Here is a 22,540-nt window from a genome sequence, read left to right as displayed (position 1 = left end):
CGCACCACCAAGACGAGGTGTTACTCAGCCATGCGCACTCAACCCCCGCGCACTCAAGCCCTGCGCGCCCCCTCGCGCCGTGCCCTGCTCGGCGCCGCGACCGCCGTCGCCGGTTCGGGAATCCTGACGGCCTGCTCCGGTTCCGGTTCCGGCTCGGGCCACGGCGGGCACGGCAGCGGTGAGGGCGGCGGCTCCGCGCCCGAGGGTTATGTCGACCCGTCCGGCAAGGAAGTCGACGCCGCGGAGAAGAAGCGAGCCGGCGGCGCGGTCCGCGAGGTGAAGCTGATGGCCATGAAGGCCAAGCTCGACCTCGGCGGCCGCTCGGTCAGGACCTGGGCGTACGGCGACCGGCTGCCCGGCAAGGAAGTCCGCGTCACCGCGGGCGACACGCTCGCCCTCACGCTGGCCAACCATCTCCCGGAGCCCACGTCCCTGCACTGGCACGGCCTAACCCTGCGCAACGACATGGACGGCGTCCCCGGCCTCACCCAGCAGGCGATCAAGCCCGGCGCGGACTTCACCTACCGCTTCGCGGTGCCGCACCCGGGGACGTACTGGTTCCATCCCCACTCGGGCACCCAGCAGGACCGCGGTCTGTACGCACCACTGATCGTGGAGGACCCCAAGGAGCCCTTGAAGTACGACAAGGAGTGGGTCGTCGCCCTCGACGACTGGGTGGACGGCGTCGACGGCTCGACGCCGGACGCCGTCCTCGCGGAGCTCAGCAAGGGCATGGGCGGCCATGACATGGGCGGGGACGGCGAGGAGAAGAAGGAAGGGGGTGACACGGGCGGCACCGACCACAGCGGCCACGACATGTCGAACATGTCGATGCGCACGAACAAATCCCCCAAGCCCTCCGATCCCTCTGGCCCCTCCGGCCCCTCCCGCGTGATGATGGGCGCCAAGAGCGACCTGCTCGGCGGCGACGCGGGCGACGTGGCCTACCCGCACTACCTGATCAACGGCCGTACGCCGGACGCGCCTTCGTCGTTCAAGGCCCGTCCCGGCGACCGCATCCGCCTGCGCATCATCAACGCGGGCGGCGACACGGCCTTCCGGGTGGCGCTCGGCGGCCACGAGATGACGGTGACGCACACGGACGGCTTCCCCGTGGAGCACGCGAAGACGGACGCGCTGCTGCTCGGCATGGGCGAGCGCTATGACGTGCTCGTCACCGCGGGGGACGGCGTGTTCCCGCTGACCGCGGCGGCCGAGGGCAAGAAGGCGGCGGCGCTCGCGGTCCTGCGCACGGGCGGCGGCTCGGCGCCCTCCGCCTCGGTCCGCCCCAAGGAGCTCAAGGGCCGCCTCCTGACGGCGGACAAGCTGCGGGCGGCGGAGTCGGTCGCGCTCCCGTCCCGCAAGCCGGACCGCACGATCAGGATCCGGCTGACGGGAGGGATGGCCAAGTACGACTGGGCGTTCGACAAAAAGCCCTACGACCCCGACCAGCGCCACCCCGTCCGCGCGGGCGAGCGCGTCCGGCTCGTCTTCGCCAACTCCACGTCGATGTGGCACCCGGTCCATCTGCACGGCCACACCTTCGCCCTGGCGAACGTGGCGGGCGGCCCCCGCAAGGACACCGCGGTGATCCTGCCGAACGGCACGCTGACGGTGGACTTCGAAGCCGACAACCCGGGCCTGTGGATGATCCACTGCCACAACGTGTACCACTCGGAGGCCGGGATGATGACGGTCCTCGGCTACCGCCGCTGACACCTCGGCGGGCCCGGTACTCCACAGGAGATGCCGGGCCCGCCCGGGCCGCCGACGTGGGGCGCCCCACACCTGCCCGAGGGGGCATCGCGTCGCTTTGACGATTACACTGGGCCCCGTGCCTCAACTACGCCTCGCCCTGAATCAGATCGACTCGACGGTCGGCGATCTCGCCGGGAACGCCGAGGCGATCGTCCATTGGACCCGGCACTCCGCCGAGCAGGGGGCGCACCTTGTCGCGTTCCCCGAGATGGCGCTGACCGGCTACCCCGTCGAGGACCTCGCGCTGCGGCCGTCCTTCGTTCAGGCCTCGCGGGACGCGCTGCGCGCGCTCGCCGCGCGTCTTGCCGACGAAGGCTTCGGAGAGCTGCCGGTCGTCGTCGGCTATCTCGACCGCACCGAGGAGGCCAAGCCGAAGTACGGCCAGCCGGCGGGCGCCCCGCGCAACGCCGCCGCCGTGCTGCACCGCGGCGAGGCCGTGCTCACCTTCTCCAAGCACCACCTCCCCAACTACGGGGTCTTCGACGAGTTCCGCTACTTCGTGCCGGGCGAGACCCTGCCGATCGTGCGGGTGCGGGGCGTCGACGTGGCGCTGGCGATCTGTGAGGACCTCTGGCAGGACGGCGGCCGCGTGCCCGCGACGCGCACCGCGGGGGCGGGCCTGCTGCTCTCCGTCAACGCCTCGCCGTACGAGCGCAACAAGGACGACCAGCGGCTGGAACTCGTCCGCAAGCGCGCCCAGGAGGCGGGCTGCACCACCGCGTATCTCGCCATGATCGGCGGCCAGGACGAGCTCGTCTTCGACGGCGACTCGATCGTCGTGGACCGGGACGGCGAAGTCATCGCGCGGGCGCCGCAGTTCGCCGAGGGCTGCGTCGTGCTCGACCTGGACCTGCCCGCGGCCGGTGCCGTGCCGTCGGGCGTCGTGGACGACGGCCTGCGCATCGAGCACGTCACGGTGTCGGAGGAGCCTCTCCCCACGTACGAGCCCGAGCTCACCGGCGGGTACGCGGAGCGGCTCGACGACGACGAGGAGGTGTACTCGGCGCTGGTCGTGGGCCTGCGGGCGTATGCCGCGAAGAACGGCTTCAGCACCGTCCTGATCGGGCTCTCCGGCGGAATCGACTCCGCGCTCGTCGCGGCGATCGCCTGCGACGCGCTCGGCGCGCAGAACGTGTACGGCGTGGCCATGCCGTCCCGCTACTCCTCGGACCACTCCATCGGCGACGCGGAGGAGCTGGCCCGGCGTACGGGACTGAACTTCCGGACCGTGCCGATCGCGCCGATGTTCGACGCGTACATGGGGTCGCTCGGCCTGACCGGGCTCGCCGAGGAGAACCTGCAGTCGCGCCTTCGCGGCACGATGCTGATGGCGATCTCCAACCAGGAGGGCCACATCGTCCTGGCGCCCGGCAACAAGTCCGAGCTGGCGGTGGGCTATTCGACGCTGTACGGCGACTCGGTCGGGGCGTACGGGCCGATCAAGGACGTGTACAAGACCCTGATCTTCCGGCTCGCCGAGTGGCGCAACCGCGCGGCGGTCGAGCGGGGCCAGACCCCGCCGATCCCGGAGAACTCCATCACCAAGCCGCCGAGCGCCGAACTGCGTCCGGACCAGGTGGACACGGACTCGCTCCCGGACTACCCGGTCCTGGACGCGATCCTGGAGATGTACGTCGACCGGGACCAGGGCGCGGACGCGATCGTCGCCGCCGGGCACGAGCGGGAGCTGGTGGTGAAGACCCTGAGGATGGTGGACACCGCCGAGTACAAGCGCCGCCAGTACCCGCCGGGCACGAAGATCTCCGCCAAGGGCTTCGGCAAGGACCGCCGCCTCCCGATCACCAATCGCTGGCGGGAGTCGGTCTGACCCCGGGGGCCTGCGGGCCTACCGGCGGGACGGCTCCGGGTGCGGGGAGTGGGAGGCGACGAGCCGCTCGCTGCCCGCCACCGGCGCCCGCAGGTCCACCAGATACGCCACCCCGGCCACCCCGAGGCCGAGAACGGCCAGCGCCGCTCCCGTCACCGCCGGGGACGTCACCCCGAAGCCTGCCGCCAGCGCAAGGCCGCCGATCCACGCGCCCCCGGCGTTCGCGAGGTTGAACGCCGCCTGGTTGGCGGAGGAGGCCAGGGACGGGGCGGCCGACGCCTTCTCCATCACCATCAGCTGCAGCGGCGAACCCGTCGTGAACGCCGCCATGCCGAGCAGCATCACGGCCAGCGCGGCGCTCCACGCGGCGCCCATCAGCAGCGGGAACAGCGCGAGGACGACCACCAGCGACGCCAGGCCGCCGAACAGCGTCCCCCGCAGCGAGTGGTCCGCGAGGCGCCCGCCCAGCAGGTTGCCCGCGGTGGCGCCGACACCGAACAGCGCGAGCAGCAACGTAACGCTGGATTCGGCGTAGCCCGCCGCGTCCGTGAGCATGGGCGTCACATAGCTGTACGCCGAGAACAGCGCCCCGAAGCCCGCGACGGTCGTGCCCAGCGCCAGCCACACCGGAACGCTGCCGAGCGCCCGGAGCTCTCCGCGCAGCCCGCCGCGCTCACCGTGGCCGTGGTCGGCGGGGACGAGCAGGGCGAGCGCCGCTATCGCCGCGAGGCCGATCGCGCTGACCGCGAGGAACGTCGCGCGCCAGCCGAGCTGCTGCCCCATCGCGGTGCCCACCGGCACGCCCACGATGTTGGCGACGGTCAGGCCGAGGAACATCAGGGAGACCGAGCGGGCCTTGCGCTCGGGGGCGACGAGCCCGGTCGCGACGACCGCGCCGACGCCGAAGAACGCGCCGTGCGGAAGTCCGCTGAGGAAGCGGGCCGCCATCAGCCAGTGGTAGTCGGGGGCGGCGGCCGAGAGCACGTTGCCGGCCACGAAGAGGACCATGAGGCCGATCAGGACACGGCGGCGCGGCATCCGCGCGGTGACGGCGGCGAGCAGCGGGGCGCCGCTGACGACGCCGAGTGCGTACGCCGAGACCAGGTGCCCGGCGGTGGGGATGGAGATGTCCAGGTCGTCCGCGACATTGGGCAGCAGGCCCATCATCACGAACTCGGTCGTACCGATGCCAAAGGCGCCCACGGCTAGGGCGAGCAGGGCCAGGGGCATGAAGAACCTTCCGGGGGAGCGCAGGAGGGAGTGTGTTCCGTAAGTTTACGTACGGAACAAAGCCTCTCAGGCCCAGTATTCCGTGAGGTTAAGAGCGGATGTGCGGTGCACTAAAGGGGTGCACCAAAGGCTAGAGCTCGACCCGCGCCGCGATCGGCAGATGATCGCTGCCCGTCTCCGGCAGCGTCCACGACGACACCGGCTCGACGCCCTTGACCATGATCTGGTCGATCCGCGCCATCGGGAACGACGCGGGCCAGCTGAACCCGAAGCCGTCGCCCGCCGCGCCCTGCGTGGAGCGCATCTGGGAGGTGACCGCGTTCAGGGCGCGGTCGTTCATCGTGCCGTTCAGGTCGCCGAGCAGCACGACCTTGGAGACCTGCTCGTCGGCGATCGCCTCGCCGAGCGCGTCCGCGCTGGCGTCCCGCTGGTTGGCGGTGAAGCCCGCGTCCAGCTTGACCCGCACCGACGGCAGATGGGCGACGTACACGGCGACCTCGCCCTTGGGGCTGTTGACCGTGGTCCGCATCGCACGGGTCCAGCCGAGCTTGATGTCGACGGGCTTGGTGCCGGTCAGCGGGTACTTGCTCCACAGGCCGACCGTGCCCTGCACCGAGTGGTACTTGTAGGTGCCGGCCAGGGCCTTCTCGTACGTCGGGACGGCATCCGCCGTGAGCTCCTCCAGGGCCACGACGTCGGCGCCGGACGCGGCGACGTCACGGGCGGTGCCCGCCGGGTCCGCGTTCTCCGCGTTCACGTTGTGGGTGGCGACGGTGAGGTCGCCACCGGTGCCGGAGGACTTGGTGGTGATCAGACCGCCGAAGGAGCCCAGCCAGATCACCGCGGGCAGCAGCACGGCGATCAGCGCGGTCGCGGACTTGCGGACGATGCCGATGACGAACAGCACGGGGATCAGCACGCCGAGCCAGGGCAGGAACGTCTCGATGAGGCTGCCGAGGTTGCCGATGCCGTTCGGGATCTGTGCGTGGAAGAGCATCACCAGGGTGAGCAGCACCGCGACCGCCGCGGTGACGAGCCCGCGCCGCCAGATGCCCCGGTCGCCGCGCCACCCGTCGACCAGGCGCCGGAGCCGGGACCCCTGGCGGCCGGGCTCCGAGCCGCCGCTGCCCGTCTCCGTCACATACGCCTGCGCCATACGCTCGTCGCCTCAACTCTGCCGTGCAACCGTCTTCGCCCCTGAAACCCTAGGCGATGATCGGGTGTCCTCCCCGCCGTCCGTGACGGCCGTACGGGACGAGGACGAGCGGCGCGGCACGGCAGGTTCCACATCCCCCCGCACAACGGGCCGCTGTGACGAAACGCGCACATTCACCCCGTGGGCCGCAGCCCGTCGAGAACGGCGTCGACCATCCGCTCGGCGAGGTCCTCGTCGAGCGGCGCGTCGGAGCGCATGACGGTGCGTACGAGCATGGGTCCGACGAAGAGGTCGTTGGCGAGCATGATGTCGACGTCGGCGCGCAGTTCGCCGTTCTCGACGCCTCGGCGCAGCACGTCGAGCATGACGCGGCGCTGCGGCGCGACGACGGTGGCGTGGTAGGCGTCCCACAGCTTCGGCAGGCTCTTCATCTGCGCGAACACGTTGTGCAGCATGGCGGATGCGCGCATGTTCACGCCGCGCCTGCGCAGGTGGTCGAGGAGGGTGATGAGATCGCCGCGCATCGATTCGCCCGCCAGCTCGGGCGGCGGGTCGTCCACCGAGCGCAGAATGTCGACGAAGAGCTCCTCCTTGCCGTTCCAGCGCCGGTAGATGGTGGCCTTGCCGACGCCGACGGTGCGCGCGATCCGCTCGATGGAGAGCTCGGCGAGCGGCACGCCCTCCTCCATCAGCTTCAGTACGCCCTCGATGATGGCCCGCTCCACGGCCTCGCTGCGGGGACGCCCCCGGACACCTCTGGCTGTGTCGACCACATCTGCTCCGTCTCTCGCATCCGGCGTATCCGGCGTACCGCCAGGCCGATTGTCCCTTCCCGGCCCGGCGCCCCGGTCAACGCCCCGCGCCCACCGGCTCCGCCTCCTTGTGCTCCGCCTCCGGCTCCCGCGGTGCGCGGCCCGGCAGGAACAGGGCGGTGATCACGACGCCGAACAGGGCGACGCCCGCGCCGCAGAGCGCGGTGATGTGCATGGCGTGCAGGAAGGAGTCGTGGGCCGCGGACACCAGCGGTTCGCCGCGCGGGCCGAGCTTGGCCGCGACGCCGAGCGTGGCCTCGATGGACTCGCCCGCGGTGTGCCGCACTTCGGCGGGCAGCAGGGTGAGCTTGTCCTCGACGCCGCTGCGGTAGGCGGCCGAGAGGACCGAGCCGAGGACGGCGATGCCCAGGGCGCCGCCCACCTGGCGGAAGGTGTTGCTGAGCGCGGAGGCGGAGCCCGCCTTCTCGCGGGGCAGCGCCTGCATGATGACGACGCTCGCGGGCGTCATGATGTGCGCCATGCCGGTGCCCATCAGGAAGAAGATGACCTCCAGGATCCAGATCGGCGTATCGGCCTCGAGGACCGTGAAGGCGGCGAGCATCGCGGCGATGGTGAGCAGCCCGCCGGTGCAGACGGCGCGGACGCCGAAGCGGTCGACGACGAGGCGGGCGCGCGGCGCGAAGATGAGCTGGGCCGCGGCGAGCGGCAGCATCAACAGGCCGGTCTGCAGCGGCGAGTAGCCGCGCACGCTCTGGGTGTAGAAGACGGCGAAGAAGGTCACGCCCATCAGCGCGAAGAAGACGAGCGCGAGGGCGCTGATGGCCGCCGAGAAGACCCGGTTCTTGAAGTACGAGATGTCGATCGAGGGGTGGTCGCTGCGCTTCTCGTGCAGGACGAAGACGACGAGTACGGCGAGGCCCGCGGCGACCGTCGCGAGGACCGCGGGGTCGGTGAAGTCGGCGAGCTGGCCGCCCTTGATGATGCCGTAGACGAGCAGCACGAGGCCGACGATGGACAGGCCCACGCCGACCAGGTCGATACGGCCCGGCTTCGGGTCGCGGGAGTCGGGCACGAGCCAGATCATCAGCCCGATCGCGAGGATCACGATCGGCACGTTGACCAGGAAGACCGAGCCCCACCAGAAGTGGTCGAGGAGCACGCCGCCGGTGATGGGGCCGATCGCGATGGCGAGACCGACGCCGCCCGCCCAGATGCCGATGGCCTTGGGCTGCTCGTCGCGCTCGAAGACGTTCATCAGGACGGCGAGCGTGGCGGGCATCACGAAGGCGGCGCCGAGGCCCATCACCGCGCGGAACAGGATGAGTTGGACCGGCGAGCCGGACTCGGCGGCGAGCGCCGAGCCGATGCCGAAGACGGCGAGGCCCGCGATGAGGACCTTCTTGCGGCCGATGCGGTCGCCGAGCAGTCCGGCGGTGAAGAGCAGTCCCGCGAAGACCAGGGTGTAGGAGTTGATGGCCCATTCCAGGTCGCCCTGGGTGGCGCCGAGGCCGGTGGGGGCCGGGGTCGAGATCGTCTTGATGGCGACGTTCAGGATCGAGTTGTCGAGCACCACGATCAGCAGGCTCAGCATCAGGACGCCGAGGATCGCCCAGCGGCGCCGGTGCACGGCTTCCGGGATACGAGGGGTGGTGACGGCAGGAGAAGTCATGTCCCTCACCCTAGAACCATTTCGATACGAGACCGTCTCGTATTGGAAAGAATTTACCCGCGGCCCGGTGCTCGCCGCCCGGATGGGCCGGATCACGCGGGGGTGCACTAGCCGTCGGGCGGCACACGGTGCCACCATGGAGGTGATCCGGGGACGCCGTGAGGGCGCCTCGAGATGAGAGAAGGAGCCGTTGCGATGACGCAACTTTCGGCTGCCCAGAAGCCGGCAGAGGGTGCCGCCCAGAAGTCCGACAGCAGCAAGGCGCTGTACGGGGGCAAGAGCACCCGCCGCATCACCGTCCGGGACATCACCGCCGCCAAGGAGCGCGGCGAGAAGTGGCCCATGCTCACCGCGTACGACGCGATGACCGCGTCCGTCTTCGACGAAGCCGGCATTCCCGTGATGCTGGTCGGCGACTCGGCGGGCAACTGCCACCTCGGCTACGAGACGACCGTGCCCGTCACCCTCGACGAGATGACCATGCTGTCCGCGGCCGTCGTACGGGGCACGTCACGTGCCCTGATCGTCGGCGACCTGCCCTTCGGTTCCTACCAGGAAGGCGCGGTCCAGGCCCTCCGTTCGGCGACCCGCCTGGTCAAGGAGGCCGGGGTCGGCGCGGTGAAGCTGGAGGGCGGCGAGCGCTCGCTCCCCCAGACCGAGCTGCTCGTCTCCTCGGGCATCCCCGTCATGTCCCACCTCGGCCTCACCCCGCAGTCCGTGAACACCATGGGCTACCGCGTGCAGGGCCGCGGCGACGAGGCGGCGCACCGGCTGCTCAGCGACGCGAAGGCCGCGCAGGACGCGGGCGCGTTCGCGGTCGTCCTTGAGCTGGTCCCGGAGGAACTGGCCGCCGAGGTCACCCGCTCCCTGCACATCCCGACCGTCGGGATCGGGGCCGGCGCCGGATGCGATGCGCAGGTCCTCGTCTGGACGGACATGCTGGGCCTCACCGGCGGCAAGATGCCGCGCTTCGTGAAGCAGTACGCGGATCTGCGGGGCGTCATGAGCGGCGCGGCGCGGGCGTTCGCCGAGGACGTGGTGGGCGGTACGTTCCCCGCGGCGGAGCACGCCGTGCACTAGAGCCATCGCGGCACCACCGGCAGCCCGTCGACCGTCCCCCGTCGACGGGCTGCTGCTTTTTGCGCCTAAACCGGCGCCGCTCTCGCGGACCCAATTGGTCGCCGTTGGGGTTCCTCAATTGAGGGTGACGGTGCCTGTCGGCAGCCTGTCGGTGGTTTGTCGGTGGCGGATGGCACCTTGAGGGCATGACGCGAATCGACAAGAACCCCGGAGGCGCAGCGAGCGCCATCACCGTGCGGGGGCTGGTCAAGCACTACGGCGAGACCAAAGCACTGGACGGCGTGGACCTCGACGTACGCGAAGGAACGGTCGTCGGCGTGCTCGGGCCCAACGGCGCCGGCAAGACCACCCTCGTACGCTGCCTGTCCACCCTCATCACCCCGGACTCCGGCCTGGCCCACGTCGCCGGGTACGACGTGGTGAAGCAGCCCCGCCAGCTCCGCCGGGTCATAGGCCTCACCGGCCAGTACGCATCGGTCGACGAGAAGCTCTCCGGCCGCGAGAACCTGTACATGATCGGGCGGCTGCTCGACCTGTCCCGCAAGGACGCCAGGTCCAGGGCCGACGGCCTGCTCGAGCGGTTCTCGCTCACCGAGGCCGCAGGACGCCAGGCCAAGACGTACTCCGGCGGCATGCGCCGCCGCCTCGACCTCGCCGCCTCGATGATCGGCAGCCCGGCCGTCCTCTACCTGGACGAGCCGACGACCGGCCTCGACCCCCGCACCCGCAACGAGGTGTGGGCCGAGGTCAAGCGCATGGTCGGCGACGGCGTCACCGTGCTGCTCACCACGCAGTACATGGAGGAGGCCGAGCAGCTGGCGTCCGAGCTGACGGTCATCGACCGCGGCAAGGTCATCGCCAACGGCGGCATCGACGAGCTGAAGGCGAAGGTCGGCGGCCGCACCCTGCGCATCCGCCCCGCCGACCCGCTGGAGCTGCGCCCGCTGGCGAACGCGCTTGACGACCTGGGCCTGACCGGCCTCGCCACCTCGGCCGTGGACACCGAGACCGGCACGGTCCTGGTGCCGATCCTCAGCGACGAGCAGCTGACCGCGGTGGTCGGCGCGGTCACCGCGCGCGGCATCGTGATCGGCTCGATCGCCACCGAACTGCCCAGCCTGGACGAGGTGTTCCTCTCCATCACCGGCCAGAAGGCCAACGCCCCGCAGGACACCCGTCCCGCCGAACTCGAGGAGGTCACCGTATGAGTGCCACCACCGCCACGGCCCCCCTCCCCGGGGCCGGCCAGGCCGACGGCCGCATAGGCCTGCGCGGCCACGTGCGCCACACCGGCGCCCTGGTCCGCCGCAATCTTCAGTGGATCCGGGCCGATCCCGAGTCGATGTTCGACGCGGTGCTCATGCCCATCGTCTTCACGCTGCTGTTCGTGTACGTCTTCGGCGGCTCCATCGGGCAGGCGCTCGGCGGCGGTCAGGACGCGTATGTGCAGTACGTCGTGCCGGGCATGATGGCGATGATGTCCCTGAACATCGCCATGGCCGTCGGCACGGGCTTCAACCAGGACTTCCAGAACGGCATCATGGACCGCTTCCGGACCCTGCCGATCGGCCAGGGCTCGGTCCTCTTCGCCAAGATCGTGGTGGAGCTGATGCGGATGCTCGTCGCGACGACGATCATGATGATCGTCGGTGTCCTGGTGGGCTTCGACATCACCAACTGGGGCGGTCTGTTCGCCGCCGTGGGCCTGACTGCGCTCTTCGGCTCGTCCGTCATGTGGATCTTCCTGGTCCTCGGCGTCACCATGAAGAGCGCGCAGTCCGTGCAGGCGATGGGCTTCCTGGTCCTGATGCCGCTGCAGTTCGGCTCGTCGATCTTCGCGCCGACGCAGTCCATGCCGGGCTGGCTCGAGGCCTTCACCGACTACAACCCGCTGTCCACGCTCGCGGACTCCGCGCGCGGCCTGATGGTGGGCGGCCCGGCCGCACACGACGTGTGGGTGACGATCGGCTGGGCGGTGGCGCTCACGCTGGTGATGGCGCCGATCGCGATCCACAAGTTCCGTACGAAGAGCTGAGCGCCCGGCGCCTCAGTCGAGATACGTGTCGCAGAGGGCGGCGGCCTCTTCAAGGGAGAGGCCGCCGCCCTCCGCGTACGCGGCCTCGTACGCGGCGTCCCCGAGCGCGGCGCGCACCGCCGCGACGGCGGCCGCCTTGATGTCGCGCTCCACGCCGGCCGGGAAGTGGCCGGGCGGCAGGTCACGGTCGGCGGCGCCGATCAGCCGGGCGGCGTCGCGGGCGCGCCGGACGCCGCCGAGACCGGTCAAGGCATGGGCGGCGATGGTGAGTTGATGGGCGGTCACATGCGGGGCGATCATCTTGGTCAGCGGGTCGATGGACTTCTCCACGGCCGCGCACGCCGTGCGGAGGGCCTTGGCATAGCGGCCGTCCTGAGTGTCGAGCCAGGCCTCGGCGCCGAGCATGAAACTGTCGAAGACCGCGAAGTCGGCGACCTTGAACTCCTCGCGCAGCAGCCGCAGTTGGTCACGGGCCTCGGCGATGCGCCCGGCGCGCCCCAGCACGTCGACGAGGAAGAACCGGGCGGTGGAGATGGACTCGCTGGAGTGGCCGCCCTGGACCTTCTGGTCCAGGACGCCCCAGAGCAGCCGCTCGCCCCGTTCCGGTTCGCCCGCCTCGACGAGGACCGCGCCGAGGCGCGCCGTGAGCACGGTCACCTGGGCGGGCGCGCCGAGCTGCTGCGCGTACTCGATGGCGGCGCTGAAGTCCTCGGCGGCGCGGTCGAAGGCGCCCCGCCGCTCGTGCGCCTCGCCGCGCGAGGAGAGCGCCTCGGCCGTCCCCCACACATCGCCGAGCCGGGTGAAGATCTCCAGGGACTCGTCGGCGTCACGGCCCGCGTCGCCGGCCCAGTCCGTGCGATTGGCGCGGATGTTGGCGCGCTGCTGGAGCGCCGACGCGAGCTCCCACTCGTAACCGCGTTCCCGGCAGGTGGCGATGGTCGCGTCGATGATGGTGTGCAGCCGGCCTATGTCACCGCCGAAGAGCACCGCGAAGAACCACAGGCTCCCCGGCGACCAGCAGGTCTGCGGAAGCCCGGGACGGTACGCCTCCCTGATGCCCGCGAGCTTCTCGGTGGCCTCGGGCGTCTGCCAGGCCTCCATGTTCATGTCCATGCAGGAGAGCTGGATGAGATGCACCCCGCGCCGCGCCTCCGCGAGCACCTCGGGGCGCATGGGGAGCGGGGCGTCCGTGCACCGTTCGTAGAGCGGCTCCACGGGTGCGACCGGGCGGACGAAGGGGTCAGGACCGAGAGCGACGACATCGCGGGACCAGTTGCGGGTCTCTATGCGCAGATCGCGGATCTGCCAGAACCAGGACAGCGAAAGGACGAGACAGAGCGCCTCCTGCTCGTCCCGCGCGGCGACGGCGTGCCGCAGGGCGGTGCGCAGATTCTCGTACTCGTACTCGAGCCTGTCGACGGCCGCCCGCTGGCCGCTGCCGCGCAGCAGCGGTTCGGTGACGCGGGCGAACTCCCGGAAGTACACCAGATGCGCCCGCTCGGCGGCCGCCCGGTCCCCGGCCTCGTCGAGGCGCTCCGCCGCGTACTCGCCGACGGTCTCCAGGAGCCGGTAGCGCATGCCGCCCAGCGGCGCGGGGGCGGCGACGACGAGCGACTTGTCGACGAGGGAGCCGAGCACGTCGGCGACGTCGGCGGGGTGACTCCCCGGGACACCGGCGTTCGCCCCGCACACCGCCTCCGCCGCCGCCAGGTCGCAGCCGCCCGCGAAGACGGAGAGGCGGCGCAGGACGGTCCGCTCGGGTTCGTCGAGCAGGTCCCAGGACCAGTCGACGACCGCGCGCAGGGTCTGCTGGCGGGGCAGGACCGTGCGGGCGCCGTTGGTAAGGAGGCGGAAGCGGTCGTCGAGGCGGTCGGCGATCTGCCGCGGGGTGAGCATCCGCAGCCGGGCCGCCGCCAGTTCGATGGCCAGCGGAAGCCCGTCGAGCCGACGGCAGATCTCGGCCGCGGCCGACCGGTCGTCCTCGACGCGGAACCCCGGCTTCGCGGCCGCGCCGCGGTCCGCGAGCAGCCGCAGCGCAGTCGGCTCCGGGAGCGGTTCCACGGGGCGCAGCAACTCCCCCGGTACGCCCAGGGGTTCACGGCTGGTGGCCAGGACCGTGAGGCCGGGGCAGTGCGCGAGCAGTTGTTCCGCGAGGCGGGCCGCGGCGTCGATGACGTGCTCGCAGTTGTCGAGGACCAGAAGCATCCGGCGGGGCGCGCAGTGCTCGGTGAGGCGTACGACGGGGTCGTCGCCGTGCCGGTCGGACACCGCCCGCATCTCCTCGGCGCCGGCGCCGCGCAGCACCGTCTCGCGGGCGCCCAGCGCGGTCAGGACGGCCTCGGGCACCGCGTCCGGGTCCTCCACCGGGGCGAGCTCGGCCAGCCATACGCCGTCCGGCTCCGTGTCGGCGACGGACTCCGCGGCCTCCTGCGAGAGCCGGGTCTTGCCCGCGCCGCCGGGCCCCAGCAGCGTGACGAGGCGGGCCCGCCGCAGGTCGCCGCGGATGGCCTCGATGTCGGCCTCCCTGCCGACGAAGGAGGTGAGCCTGGCGCGGAGGTTGCCGGGGGTGTGCGGGCGGCTCGCGGGTGGCTGGGTCCGGCGCGGTTCGCTCCCCGGCGCCGTGTGGTGCAGCAACTCCTCGTGCAGGGCGCGGAGTTCGGGTCCCGGGTCGGCGCCGATGCGGTCCGCGATGAGGCGGCGTACGCCGTCGTAGGCGGCGAGGGCCTGCGCCGGGCGGCCCGCGTCGCGCAGCGCCCGCAGCCGCAGGGCCTGCAGCGGCTCGTCCAGGGGGTGGCTCTCGCACAGCGCGGTCAGCTCGGGCAGCGCCTGCTCGGCCCGGCCGAGCGCGAGCGCCGCCGTCAGCCGGGCGCGGCGGGCGTCGAGGCGGCGGGCCTCCCAGCGGGACGCCTGCGCGGTGCGGTCGGGCAGGTCGGCCAGGGGCTTGCCGCCCTGCCAGAGCGCCAGCGCGTCGTCCAGGGCCGTCGCCGCCTTCGCGGCGTCGCCGTTCTCGAGGGCGCGGGTGCCTTCGTCTGCGAGGCGCTCGAAGCGGTACAGGTCGATGTCGTCCGGGGCCGCGGCGAGGCGGTAACCGCCGTCGGCCGAGGTGATCGCGGCGGCGCCGATGGCTCGGCGGAGGCGGCCGATCAGCGCCTGCAGCGCGGCGGGGGCGTCCGCGGGTGGGTCGCCGTCCCACACCTCGTCGACGAGGGCGGACACGGGGACCGTGCGGGGGGCTCGTAGGGCGAGGACCGTGAGGAGGGCGCGCAGCCTTGGCCCGCCGATGGGGGCCTGGGTCCCGTCGGTGTGGAATGCCTGGGTGGTGCCGAGGATTCGGTAGCGCACGGGGTCCATTGTCTCTGGTGTCTTGGGTGGCGGGGACGGGGACGGGTGCCGGTCCCCGCGAGGTGGCCGTCAATCACCGGCTTCGCCGAGTTCGTCCTCAAACTCCCCCAAGCTCTTAAAGAGCAGGGGGGACCCCCTCGACGGGCTGAAGTCTTCAGCCCCCCACCCTCCCCGGAACTCCCCACCCCGCGCGAGTCGTTTTCGGCGTGTGCCGGGGTACGGTCCCGTACGACAACCGGCCCGACCGCCATCCCAGGAGCCCCGCCCCATGACCACCGCTCCCGCCCGACGCAGTGACTCGCGGATCAGTCCCGTGTTTCTCGGGATCGCCGCCGTCACCGCGGTCTCCGGCTGGGCCGCCTGGACCGGATTCGCCGACAACCCGGGGCTCGCGGTCTTTCTCTTCGTGACGGCCGCCTGGATCGTCTCGCTCTGTCTGCACGAGTACGCGCACGCCCGCACCGCCCTGCACAGCGGCGACATCTCCATCGGGGCGAAGGGATATCTGACCCTCAACCCGCTGAAGTACACGCACGCCCTGCTGAGCATCGTGCTTCCGGTGCTCTTCGTGATCATGGGGGGCATCGGCCTGCCCGGCGGGGCCGTCTTCATCGAGCGGGGCCGGATCAGGGGGAAGTGGAAGCACAGTCTGATCTCCGCCGCGGGGCCGCTGACGAACGTGCTCTTCGCCGTGGTCTGCACGGCGCCCTTCTGGCTCGACGCGCTCTCCGGCGTCCCGGACACCTTCCGGTACGCGCTGGGTTTCCTCGCCCTGCTCCAGGTGACGGCCGCGATCCTGAACTCGCTGCCCATCCCGGGCCTGGACGGCTATGGCGTCATCGAGCCGTGGCTGTCACACAAGATCCGCCGTCAGGTGGAGCCGTTCGCGCCGTTCGGCCTGATCGCGGTCTTCGGCATCCTGTGGATCCCCGAGGTCAACGTGGCCTTCTTCGACGCGATCGACGCGATCCTGCGCGGGCTCGGCGTCAGCGACTGGGACACGTACTGGGGCCTTGAGCTGTACCGCTTCTGGGACGGGGCGCCGGACATCCCGGAGATCGTCGGCCCGTAGCCGTCAGCCCGTGGCGGCGGCGTCCCGCTCGATCTTCGCGCGCCGCAGGTAGTACCACGCCATGTTCGACGAGAGCCCGGCGATCAGCACCCAGACGATGCCGAGCCAGTGGCCCTGGACGAAGGAGACCACGGCCGCGACGACGGCGAGGACGCAGACCGTGAGGGCGTAGAGAGCGAGGCGGGGCATGGGGGTCGGCTCCTGATCGGGTGTCGGGGTGCGTCGTGACGTACGCCCTCCAGTGTCCCCCATGCCCGTCGGCGTCCTAGACGTCGGTGACCCGCAGCCCCGCGTGCGCCTTGTAGCGCCGGTTCACGGAGATCAGGTTGGCGACCAGGGACTCGACCTGGTGCGCGTTGCGCAGTCGGCCCGCGAAGACGCCCCGCATGCCGGGGATGCGGGCGGCGAGCGCCTGGACGATGTCCGTGTCGACGCGGGCCTCGCCGAGCACCATCACATCGGTGTCGATCTCCTCGACATCCACGTCCTGGAGCAGCACCGCCGACAGGTGGTGGAAGGCGGCCGTGACCCGGGAGTCCGGCAGCAGGGCGGCGGCCTGCTCGGCGGCGCTGCCCTCCTCGGGCTTCAGGGCGTAGGCGCCCTTCTTGTCGAAGCCCAGCGGGTTCACGCAGTCGACGACGAGCTTGCCGGTCAGCTCCTCGCGCAGGGACTCCAGGGTCTTGCCATGTCCCTCCCACGGCACGGCGACGATCACGATGTCGCTGCGCCGCGCGCACTCCGCGTTCTCGGCGCCCTCGATGCCGAGGCCGAGCTCGTCAGCGGCGGTCTGCGCGCGCTCGGCCGCGCGGGAGCCGATGATCACCTTCTGGCCGGCGCGGGCCAGGCGGTAGGCGAGGCCGCGGCCCTGGTCGCCGGTGCCGCCGAGCACGCCGACGACGAGCCCGGAGACGTCGGGCAGCTCCCAGGGATCCTTGGCGGGAGCCTTCTTCACACTGTCGTTAGAGGTCATACGGCCGACCTTACTCACCGCCCGCGCGCGGCCTCCGTCAGGCCAGTGCCTCCACCGGTATCCGCCGAAAGGTGATCGTCTCGTACGCGCTGAAGTCGCCCGTCTCATAGAGGAGTCCGACGGTCGCGTCGTCGACGCGTACGAGATCGGAGTACGCGGCGGGCAGCCCGTCCACGGTGTGGGCGTCCTGCCAGGTGGTGCCGCCGTCTCGGCTGCGGCGCACCGTCATCAGGGCGCGGAAGCCGGGGTCGGCGGGTCCGGAGAACAGCAGCACGTCGGGCGTACGCAGCTGAAGGACGCTGCATTCGACGACGGGGCCGACGAGCCCGGCCTGCGGCCGGAAGGGCTTGACGAGGCTCTGGCCGCCGTCGCGGGAGTGGGCGTCGGCGCGGGTGCCGGGGGACGGCGAGTCGTTGCGGGTGTTGAAGTAGAGCCGCCCGTCGGGGAGTTCGGCCGCGGTGGTCTCGTTCACGTTCACATAGCCGTCGGTGTTGTCGTCGATGTAGCCGATCCGCCAGGTCTGGCCGAGGTCGTCGCTGAGCAGGCAGTGGCCGCCGTTGTACTTGCCCTCGGTGCCGTTGTCCGTACCGGCGGGCGGCAGGGAGTGGTTGGCGGGCACGACGACCCGGCCCGTGCTGGTTTGCACCGCGTGCCCGGGGGTGGTCGCGTACCACCGCCAACTCGCCTTCTTCACCTGCCCGGTGATCTCCCGGGCCGCCGACCAGGTCAGACCGTCGTCGTCGCTGTGCTGCACCCAGATCCTGCGTCCGTTCGCCGCGGAGACCTTGCCGCGGCGGATGGCGTCCTCGGTCGCCGCGGCGGCGTTGCGGACGTGGACGAGCAGGACGCGTCCGGTGGCCAGGACGACGGGGGCGGGGTTGCCCGCGAGGTCGGCGCCGTTCTTGGCGACGACCTGGAGCGGGCCCCAGGTGCGGCCGCCGTCGGTGGAGCGCTTCATGACGACGTCGATGTTGCCGAAGTCCTCCTGCGAGCCGACCCTCCCCTCGCAGAAGGCAAGGAGGGTGCCGGAGTTCGTGCGGACGACGGCGGGGATCCGGAAGCTCGCGTACCCCTCGCGTCCCGCCCGGAAGGGAACAGTTGTCTCATCAGCCATCCCGGGTCACTCCCCACCCGGGGCGAATTCCCGGTGAACTCCACCTGACGAGTGGCTTGTTGGGGCAGGATGCGGCCTCATGGACGCAGTAAGGGTCGCGCTGCTGCGCGAAGTGCTCGCCGGAACCGAGTGGCCGAGCGCCACCCGCCGCTTCGCGAAGACGCTGCGGTCCTCCGTGGTGCCGCACGGCGGCGGGCTGCTCCTGGTGGGCACGGAGGAGTACGAGCCCTGGCATCTGGCCGCGCATCTCGTGGACGAGGCGGCGTGGTCCGGGACGCCCGAACTGACGCCCACGCTCGTGCGGCACCGGGTGCGGGCGGGCGACCCCGCCCACCTGTCCACCGGGCTCGGGCGGATCGAGGCGGCGCGGCGCGGCGAGACGCTGCTCGTGGTGGCGCCGGATGCGCCGGGCGCGGGGCTCCTTGAACGGGTGCACGACGCACGGGCGGCGGGGGCGACGGTCCTCGCGCTCGACTCCGGGGACCGCGAGCTGCACTCCATGGCGCACGAGGCGCTGACCGTCCCGGACTCCCCCGAGCTTGACCTCGACACGGTCCAGCACCTGGTGAGCGCGGCGTCCGGCGAGAACTCGCTGCCTGCGGCGCGGGGCAGGCGCCGGCTGCGCGACCGTCTCTCCCGCCTCGCCGACCAGCTGACGGCGCCGCCGCCGGCGCGGTGGTAATTCGGTTGCCGGGACGCGGGCCAGGCGCTGAGCATGGCTTTCCGTGTCCCTCTCCTCCTCCTCGATACTGCCCGACCTCTCGCCGTGGCGATCCACCCGTGATTTCCGGCTGCTGTGGGTCCAGGGTCTCGTCACCAACTTCGGCAGCTTCATGGCGCTGGTCGCCCTGCCGTTGCAGATCAAGGAGCTGACGGACTCGCCGCTCGCGGTCGGTGCGATGGGAGCGGTCGAGCTGGTGCCGCTGATCGTCTTCGGTCTGTACGGGGGTGCGCTCGCCGACGCCGTGGACCGCCGCAAGGTGATCCTTCTGACGGAGGCGGGCCTCGGCCTGCTCGCCGCGATCCTCTTGGTGAACGCGCTGCTGCCGGAGCCGATGCTGTGGCCCCTGTACGTCGTGGCGGCGGGCGTATCGGCGCTCGCGGGCCTCCAGCGCCCGGCACTGGACTCGCTGATGGCCCGCATCGTGCCGCACGACCAGCTCACGGCGGCGGCCGCGCTGAACTCGCTGCGCTGGAACGTCGGCGCGATCGCGGGCCCTTCGCTTGCGGGCCTGGTCGTGGCGTTCGCCGGGCACGCGTCCGCGTACGCGGTGACGGTCGTCGGCTTCGCCGTCTCCGTGGCCCTGTGCACCCGCATCGCGCCTGCGCCCGCCGCGCACGACGCGGAGAAGCCGTCGCTGCGGGGCCTGGCGGAGGGTGCGCGGTACGCGTCGTCGCGGCCGGTGCTGCTCGGGACGTACGCGATCGACATGGCGGCGATGTTCTTCGCCTTCCCGAACACGATCTTCCCGTTCCTCGCGGAGGATCTTGACGCGGAGTGGTCCCTTGGTCTGATGTACGCGGCCGGGGCGATCGGTTCGCTGCTGCTCAGCCTGACCAGCGGGTGGACGTCACGGGTGCGGCGGCACGGGCTGCTCGTCGTGTTCGGGGCGGCGGGCTGGGGGCTCGCGATCACGGCCGCCGGATGGTTCTCGAATGTGTGGCTGGTGCTTGTGTGCCTCGCCCTGGCGGGTGCGGGCGACATGCTGAGCGGGCTCGGCCGCTCCACCATCTGGAACCAGACGATCCCGGACGAGCTGCGGGGCAGGCTCGCCGGCATCGAGGTCCTCTCCTACAGCGTGGGCCCCCAGCTGGGCCAGGTCCGCGCGGGGGCCGCCGCCGGCTGGACGGGTACGCGGACTGCCGTCTGGTCGGGCGGTCTTGCCTGCGTGGCGGCGGTGGGGGCGCTGACCGCGGCGCTGCCGAAGCTGGTGTCGTACGACGCGAGCACGGACGCGGACGCGATGCGCCGCCGGAAGCTGTCTGCCACGCCGTAGGGCTTTGCCGGACGGGGCTTCCCGGCGCCCCGCGGCGGGCGCACCGCCTTCCGCCGCTCCGCGGCGTTTCCCGCCCGCCCACCCATTCAGCCACGGGGTAATGGGCGGGCGGGAAACCCGCCGCGGAGCGGCGAAACCGACTAGTCCTCGCCCTCACGGGAGGGGGCGTCATGCCACTTGGGGTCCGTCTCCCACTCCAGGTTCCGCTCGGCGGCGGTCTGCATCGCCCGCTCCGCCTCCTCCCGGGAGTCGTAAGGACCGAAGCGGTCCTTGCCCGGGCAGTCGGGACCCTCCTCGACCCGCTGATGCTCCAGGCAGTAGTACCACTCACCCGGTTTGCCGACAGTCCGCTTCTTGAACAGAGGCATGGTCTGCTCCTCTCTCTCCCGCCATGCTGCCCCACACCGCCTGGTTAGACTCGCTGGCATGTCTGGCCAGTCACTGCTCGTCCCAGGGGAGCTCTCCCCCATCCGCCCCGTTCCGGGAAACATCAGGCGCCCGGAGTACGTGGGGAAACCCTCGCCCACCCCGTACACGGGGCCCGAGGTGCAGACCCCCGAGACCATCGAGCTGATGCGCACCGCGGGCCGTATCGCCGCGCGCGCGATGGCCGAGGCCGCCAAGCACATCGCCCCCGGTGTCACCACCGACGAGCTGGACCGTGTCGCGCACGAGTACATGTGCGACCACGGCGCCTACCCCTCCACGCTCGGCTACCGCGGCTTCCAGAAGTCGCTGTGCACCTCGGTCAACGAGGTCATCTGTCACGGCATCCCGGACTCCACCGTCCTCAAGGACGGCGACATCATCAACCTCGACGTGACGGCCTACATCGGCGGCGTGCACGGCGACAACAACGCCACATACCTGGTCGGCGACGTCGACGAGGAGTCCACGCTGCTCGTGGAGCGGACCCGCGAGTCCCTCAACCGCGCCATCAAGGCGGTCAAGCCCGGCCGCCAGATCAACATCATCGGCCGTGTCATCGAGTCGTACGCCAAGCGCTTCGGCTACGGCGTCGTCCGTGACTTCACCGGCCACGGCATCAACACGTCCTTCCACTCCGGCCTGATCGTCCCGCACTACGACAGCCCGCACGCCACGACCGTGATCCAGCCCGGCATGACGTTCACCATCGAGCCGATGCTGACCCTTGGCACGCACGACTACGACATGTGGGACGACGGCTGGACCGTCGTGACGAAGGACCGCAAGCGGACCGCGCAGTTCGAGCACACGCTCGTGGTGACGGACAGCGGGACGGAGATCCTGACGCTTCCCTGAACACGCATCCCCGGGCTCTGAGCGGGTAGCGTTTTTACCGACAGGACGTCGGGAACCAGTTGACTTAGGTAAGCCTAACCTGAATCATCGGTAGCGGTCGCGCTGGTTCCCGTCATTCCTCGGCTTCGGAGGTCCCTCATGGATACGCCGTCCACGCCCTTCTCCACGGTGATCCGCACCGCCTCGCACGAGCAGCACACGGAGGCGGAGACCTCGACGTTCATGAGCGACCTGCTCGGCGGCAAACTGGGCGTCGACGCGTACGCGCGCTACACCGAGCAGCTGTGGTTCGTGTACCGCGCCCTGGAGGACGCCGCGCAGGCCCTGCGGGACGACCCGGTCGCGGGCCCGTTCATACAGCCCGAGCTGCTGCGCGTGACCGAGCTGGAGCGGGACCTCGCGCATCTGCGGGGCGCGGACTGGCGCGAGGGCCTCACGCCGCTGCCCGCCACGGCGGCGTACGCGGCGCGGGTGGCCGAATGCGCGCGGACCTGGCCCGGCGGTTACGTGGCCCACCACTACACCCGCTATCTCGGCGATCTCTCCGGCGGCCAGATCATCCGCGGCAAAGCGGAACAGGCATGGGGCTTCGCCCGCAAGGGTGATGGCGTCCGCTTCTACGTCTTCGAGGACATCTCCAACCCGGCGGCGTTCAAGCGGGGGTACCGGGAACTGCTTGACGCGCTCGGGGAGGTCGTCCCTGACGAGTTGGAGCGGCAGCGGATCGTTGACGAATGCAAGCGCGCTTTCGCTTTGAATACGGCGGTCTTCCGCGAACTGGGCCAGGAGTTCCCACTCTCGGCGTAGGCGGCACCGCCCTGGGGCTCCGCCCCAGACCCCGCTCAAGCCCGCCGCTTCGCGGCGGATCTTTCCCGCCCACCCACCCGATTACCCGGCAGCGCTTCCAACCTGCCGACGCACCGTTGACGGCCGCACCGCCATACCGCCGCTTCGCGGCGATCTTTCCCGCGCACCCGCCCGATTGCCCCGCAGCGGCCCCGGTCTGCCCACGCGCCGTCGTCGGCCGCGCCGCCGTACCGCCGCTTCGCGGCGAAAGCTTTCCCGCCCACCCACCCGATTGCCCCGAAGTTGCCCGCCCACCCCGTCAGTAGGTCTTCCAGCCCGGCTGCGGACCTTTCAGCCCGTCCGGCGTTTGAGGACGAACTCGGCGGAGCCGGTGATTGACGGCCACCTCGCGGCCGGCGGAGCCGGAAGAGATTCGGGTAGGGGCA

At 71.3% G+C, this 22,540-nt stretch carries 19 protein-coding genes; 10 read left to right on the top strand and 9 right to left on the bottom strand.

The annotated features are described in order from the left end of the window. Positions 1-30: 30 nt before the first annotated feature. Together OG453_RS13365 and OG453_RS13360 are read left to right on the top strand one after the other, a co-directional pair. Positions 31-1,716 carry a multicopper oxidase family protein gene (locus tag OG453_RS13365; RefSeq protein WP_266867677.1) on the top strand — a complete coding sequence of 562 codons (1,686 nt, stop codon included), beginning with the start codon at positions 31-33 and terminating at the stop codon, positions 1,714-1,716. Between the two features lie 118 nt (positions 1,717-1,834). Further along, positions 1,835-3,586, top strand: a complete 1,752-nt coding sequence (locus tag OG453_RS13360; protein WP_266867675.1) for an NAD+ synthase — start codon at positions 1,835-1,837, stop codon at positions 3,584-3,586. An 18-nt stretch (positions 3,587-3,604) separates the two neighbouring features. On the opposite strand, the gene OG453_RS13355 is transcribed toward OG453_RS13360, so the two are convergent. From OG453_RS13355 to OG453_RS13340, 4 genes are all read right to left on the bottom strand, one after another. Further along, on the bottom strand, positions 3,605-4,816 hold the full coding sequence (locus tag OG453_RS13355; protein WP_266867673.1) for an MFS transporter: 1,212 nt from the start codon (positions 4,814-4,816) through the stop codon (positions 3,605-3,607). Positions 4,817-4,946: 130 nt separating this feature from the next. Then, the gene (locus tag OG453_RS13350) at positions 4,947-5,972 is read right to left on the bottom strand and encodes an endonuclease/exonuclease/phosphatase family protein (RefSeq protein WP_266867672.1); all 1,026 of its coding nucleotides are present in this window, start codon (positions 5,970-5,972) and stop codon (positions 4,947-4,949) included. A 173-nt stretch (positions 5,973-6,145) separates the two neighbouring features. Continuing rightward, positions 6,146-6,745, bottom strand: a complete 600-nt coding sequence (locus OG453_RS13345; RefSeq protein ID WP_266867671.1) for a TetR/AcrR family transcriptional regulator — start codon at positions 6,743-6,745, stop codon at positions 6,146-6,148. Between the two features lie 76 nt (positions 6,746-6,821). After that, positions 6,822-8,414, bottom strand: a complete 1,593-nt coding sequence (locus OG453_RS13340) for an MFS transporter (protein ID WP_266867669.1) — start codon at positions 8,412-8,414, stop codon at positions 6,822-6,824. A 195-nt stretch (positions 8,415-8,609) separates the two neighbouring features. On the opposite strand from OG453_RS13340, the gene panB reads away from it, so the two are divergent. The 3 genes from panB to OG453_RS13325 all read left to right on the top strand — a co-directional run bounded on the left by panB (position 8,610) and on the right by OG453_RS13325 (position 11,529). Next, positions 8,610-9,494, top strand: coding sequence for a 3-methyl-2-oxobutanoate hydroxymethyltransferase (panB, locus tag OG453_RS13335; RefSeq protein ID WP_266867667.1), 885 nt, complete (start codon positions 8,610-8,612; stop codon positions 9,492-9,494). 185 nt (positions 9,495-9,679) lie between these two features. Continuing rightward, positions 9,680-10,702, top strand: a complete 1,023-nt coding sequence (locus OG453_RS13330) for an ATP-binding cassette domain-containing protein (protein ID WP_266867665.1) — start codon at positions 9,680-9,682, stop codon at positions 10,700-10,702. Beyond that, a complete protein-coding gene (locus OG453_RS13325) occupies positions 10,699-11,529 on the top strand; it encodes an ABC transporter permease (RefSeq protein WP_266867664.1) in 831 nt (276 codons plus the stop codon). The genes OG453_RS13330 and OG453_RS13325 overlap by 4 nt, the downstream gene beginning before the upstream one ends. Positions 11,530-11,541: 12 nt before the next feature. Here the strand turns inward: OG453_RS13325 and OG453_RS13320 are convergent, their stop codons facing one another. Further along, positions 11,542-14,880 (bottom strand): BTAD domain-containing putative transcriptional regulator, encoded by a 3,339-nt coding sequence (locus OG453_RS13320; protein WP_266867662.1) that lies wholly within the window; start codon positions 14,878-14,880, stop codon positions 11,542-11,544. A gap of 259 nt (positions 14,881-15,139) precedes the next feature. Here OG453_RS13320 and OG453_RS13315 point away from each other — a divergent pair, with 259 nt between their 5' ends. After that, positions 15,140-15,943: a site-2 protease family protein gene (locus OG453_RS13315; protein WP_266867660.1), complete on the top strand. Its 804-nt coding sequence runs from the start codon at positions 15,140-15,142 to the stop codon at positions 15,941-15,943. Positions 15,944-15,946: 3 nt separating this feature from the next. Here the strand turns inward: OG453_RS13315 and OG453_RS13310 are convergent, their stop codons facing one another. From OG453_RS13310 to OG453_RS13300, 3 genes are read right to left on the bottom strand one after another with little or no spacing between them, the layout of a single operon-like run. Then, positions 15,947-16,195, bottom strand: a complete 249-nt coding sequence (locus OG453_RS13310; RefSeq protein ID WP_266867658.1) for a hypothetical protein — start codon at positions 16,193-16,195, stop codon at positions 15,947-15,949. A gap of 13 nt (positions 16,196-16,208) precedes the next feature. Next, complete coding sequence (gene npdG, locus OG453_RS13305; RefSeq protein ID WP_266867657.1) at positions 16,209-16,913, bottom strand: NADPH-dependent F420 reductase; 705 nt, start codon at positions 16,911-16,913, stop codon at positions 16,209-16,211. A gap of 37 nt (positions 16,914-16,950) precedes the next feature. Then, positions 16,951-18,027: an exo-alpha-sialidase gene (locus OG453_RS13300; protein WP_266867655.1), complete on the bottom strand. Its 1,077-nt coding sequence runs from the start codon at positions 18,025-18,027 to the stop codon at positions 16,951-16,953. Positions 18,028-18,106: 79 nt separating this feature from the next. Between OG453_RS13300 and OG453_RS13295 the strand changes: the two genes are divergently transcribed. Together OG453_RS13295 and OG453_RS13290 are read left to right on the top strand one after the other, a co-directional pair. Next, positions 18,107-18,709 (top strand): hypothetical protein, encoded by a 603-nt coding sequence (locus tag OG453_RS13295; RefSeq protein ID WP_266867653.1) that lies wholly within the window; start codon positions 18,107-18,109, stop codon positions 18,707-18,709. A 43-nt stretch (positions 18,710-18,752) separates the two neighbouring features. After that, positions 18,753-20,024: an MFS transporter gene (locus tag OG453_RS13290; protein ID WP_266867651.1), complete on the top strand. Its 1,272-nt coding sequence runs from the start codon at positions 18,753-18,755 to the stop codon at positions 20,022-20,024. 140 nt (positions 20,025-20,164) lie between these two features. On the opposite strand, the gene OG453_RS13285 is transcribed toward OG453_RS13290, so the two are convergent. Beyond that, positions 20,165-20,392: a hypothetical protein gene (locus OG453_RS13285; RefSeq protein WP_266867649.1), complete on the bottom strand. Its 228-nt coding sequence runs from the start codon at positions 20,390-20,392 to the stop codon at positions 20,165-20,167. 58 nt (positions 20,393-20,450) lie between these two features. Here OG453_RS13285 and map point away from each other — a divergent pair, with 58 nt between their 5' ends. After that, complete coding sequence (gene map / locus OG453_RS13280) at positions 20,451-21,308, top strand: type I methionyl aminopeptidase (RefSeq protein ID WP_266867647.1); 858 nt, start codon at positions 20,451-20,453, stop codon at positions 21,306-21,308. A gap of 138 nt (positions 21,309-21,446) precedes the next feature. Beyond that, entirely contained in the window at positions 21,447-22,115 is a 669-nt protein-coding gene (locus OG453_RS13275; RefSeq protein WP_266867645.1) for a heme oxygenase (biliverdin-producing), read from the top strand. Positions 22,116-22,540: the final 425 nt, after the last annotated feature.

The organism is Streptomyces sp. NBC_01381 (assembly GCF_026340305.1).
Classification (GTDB): Bacteria; Actinomycetota; Actinomycetes; order Streptomycetales; family Streptomycetaceae; genus Streptomyces.
The sequence above is the reverse complement of the archived record's forward strand: the minus strand, read 5'-3'. Positions and strand labels throughout refer to the sequence as shown.

Excerpts from the sequence above, each read along its gene's own strand:
- npdG (WP_266867657.1), bottom strand. The coding sequence starts at position 16,913 with ATGACCTCTAACGACAGTGTGAAGAAGGCTCCCGCCAAGGATCCCTGG.
- OG453_RS13300 (WP_266867655.1), bottom strand. The coding sequence starts at position 18,027 with ATGGCTGATGAGACAACTGTTCCCTTCCGGGCGGGACGCGAGGGGTAC.
- OG453_RS13340 (WP_266867669.1), bottom strand. The coding sequence starts at position 8,414 with ATGACTTCTCCTGCCGTCACCACCCCTCGTATCCCGGAAGCCGTGCAC.
- OG453_RS13315 (WP_266867660.1), top strand. The coding sequence starts at position 15,140 with ATGACCACCGCTCCCGCCCGACGCAGTGACTCGCGGATCAGTCCCGTG.
- OG453_RS13295 (WP_266867653.1), top strand. The coding sequence starts at position 18,107 with ATGGACGCAGTAAGGGTCGCGCTGCTGCGCGAAGTGCTCGCCGGAACC.
- OG453_RS13350 (WP_266867672.1), bottom strand. The coding sequence starts at position 5,972 with ATGGCGCAGGCGTATGTGACGGAGACGGGCAGCGGCGGCTCGGAGCCC.
- OG453_RS13365 (WP_266867677.1), top strand. The coding sequence starts at position 31 with ATGCGCACTCAACCCCCGCGCACTCAAGCCCTGCGCGCCCCCTCGCGC.
- panB (WP_266867667.1), top strand. The coding sequence starts at position 8,610 with ATGACGCAACTTTCGGCTGCCCAGAAGCCGGCAGAGGGTGCCGCCCAG.
- map (WP_266867647.1), top strand. The coding sequence starts at position 20,451 with ATGTCTGGCCAGTCACTGCTCGTCCCAGGGGAGCTCTCCCCCATCCGC.
- OG453_RS13320 (WP_266867662.1), bottom strand. The coding sequence starts at position 14,880 with ATGGACCCCGTGCGCTACCGAATCCTCGGCACCACCCAGGCATTCCAC.
- OG453_RS13275 (WP_266867645.1), top strand. The coding sequence starts at position 21,447 with ATGGATACGCCGTCCACGCCCTTCTCCACGGTGATCCGCACCGCCTCG.
- OG453_RS13325 (WP_266867664.1), top strand. The coding sequence starts at position 10,699 with ATGAGTGCCACCACCGCCACGGCCCCCCTCCCCGGGGCCGGCCAGGCC.
- OG453_RS13285 (WP_266867649.1), bottom strand. The coding sequence starts at position 20,392 with ATGCCTCTGTTCAAGAAGCGGACTGTCGGCAAACCGGGTGAGTGGTAC.
- OG453_RS13355 (WP_266867673.1), bottom strand. The coding sequence starts at position 4,816 with ATGCCCCTGGCCCTGCTCGCCCTAGCCGTGGGCGCCTTTGGCATCGGT.
- OG453_RS13330 (WP_266867665.1), top strand. The coding sequence starts at position 9,680 with ATGACGCGAATCGACAAGAACCCCGGAGGCGCAGCGAGCGCCATCACC.
- OG453_RS13310 (WP_266867658.1), bottom strand. The coding sequence starts at position 16,195 with ATGGGGGACACTGGAGGGCGTACGTCACGACGCACCCCGACACCCGAT.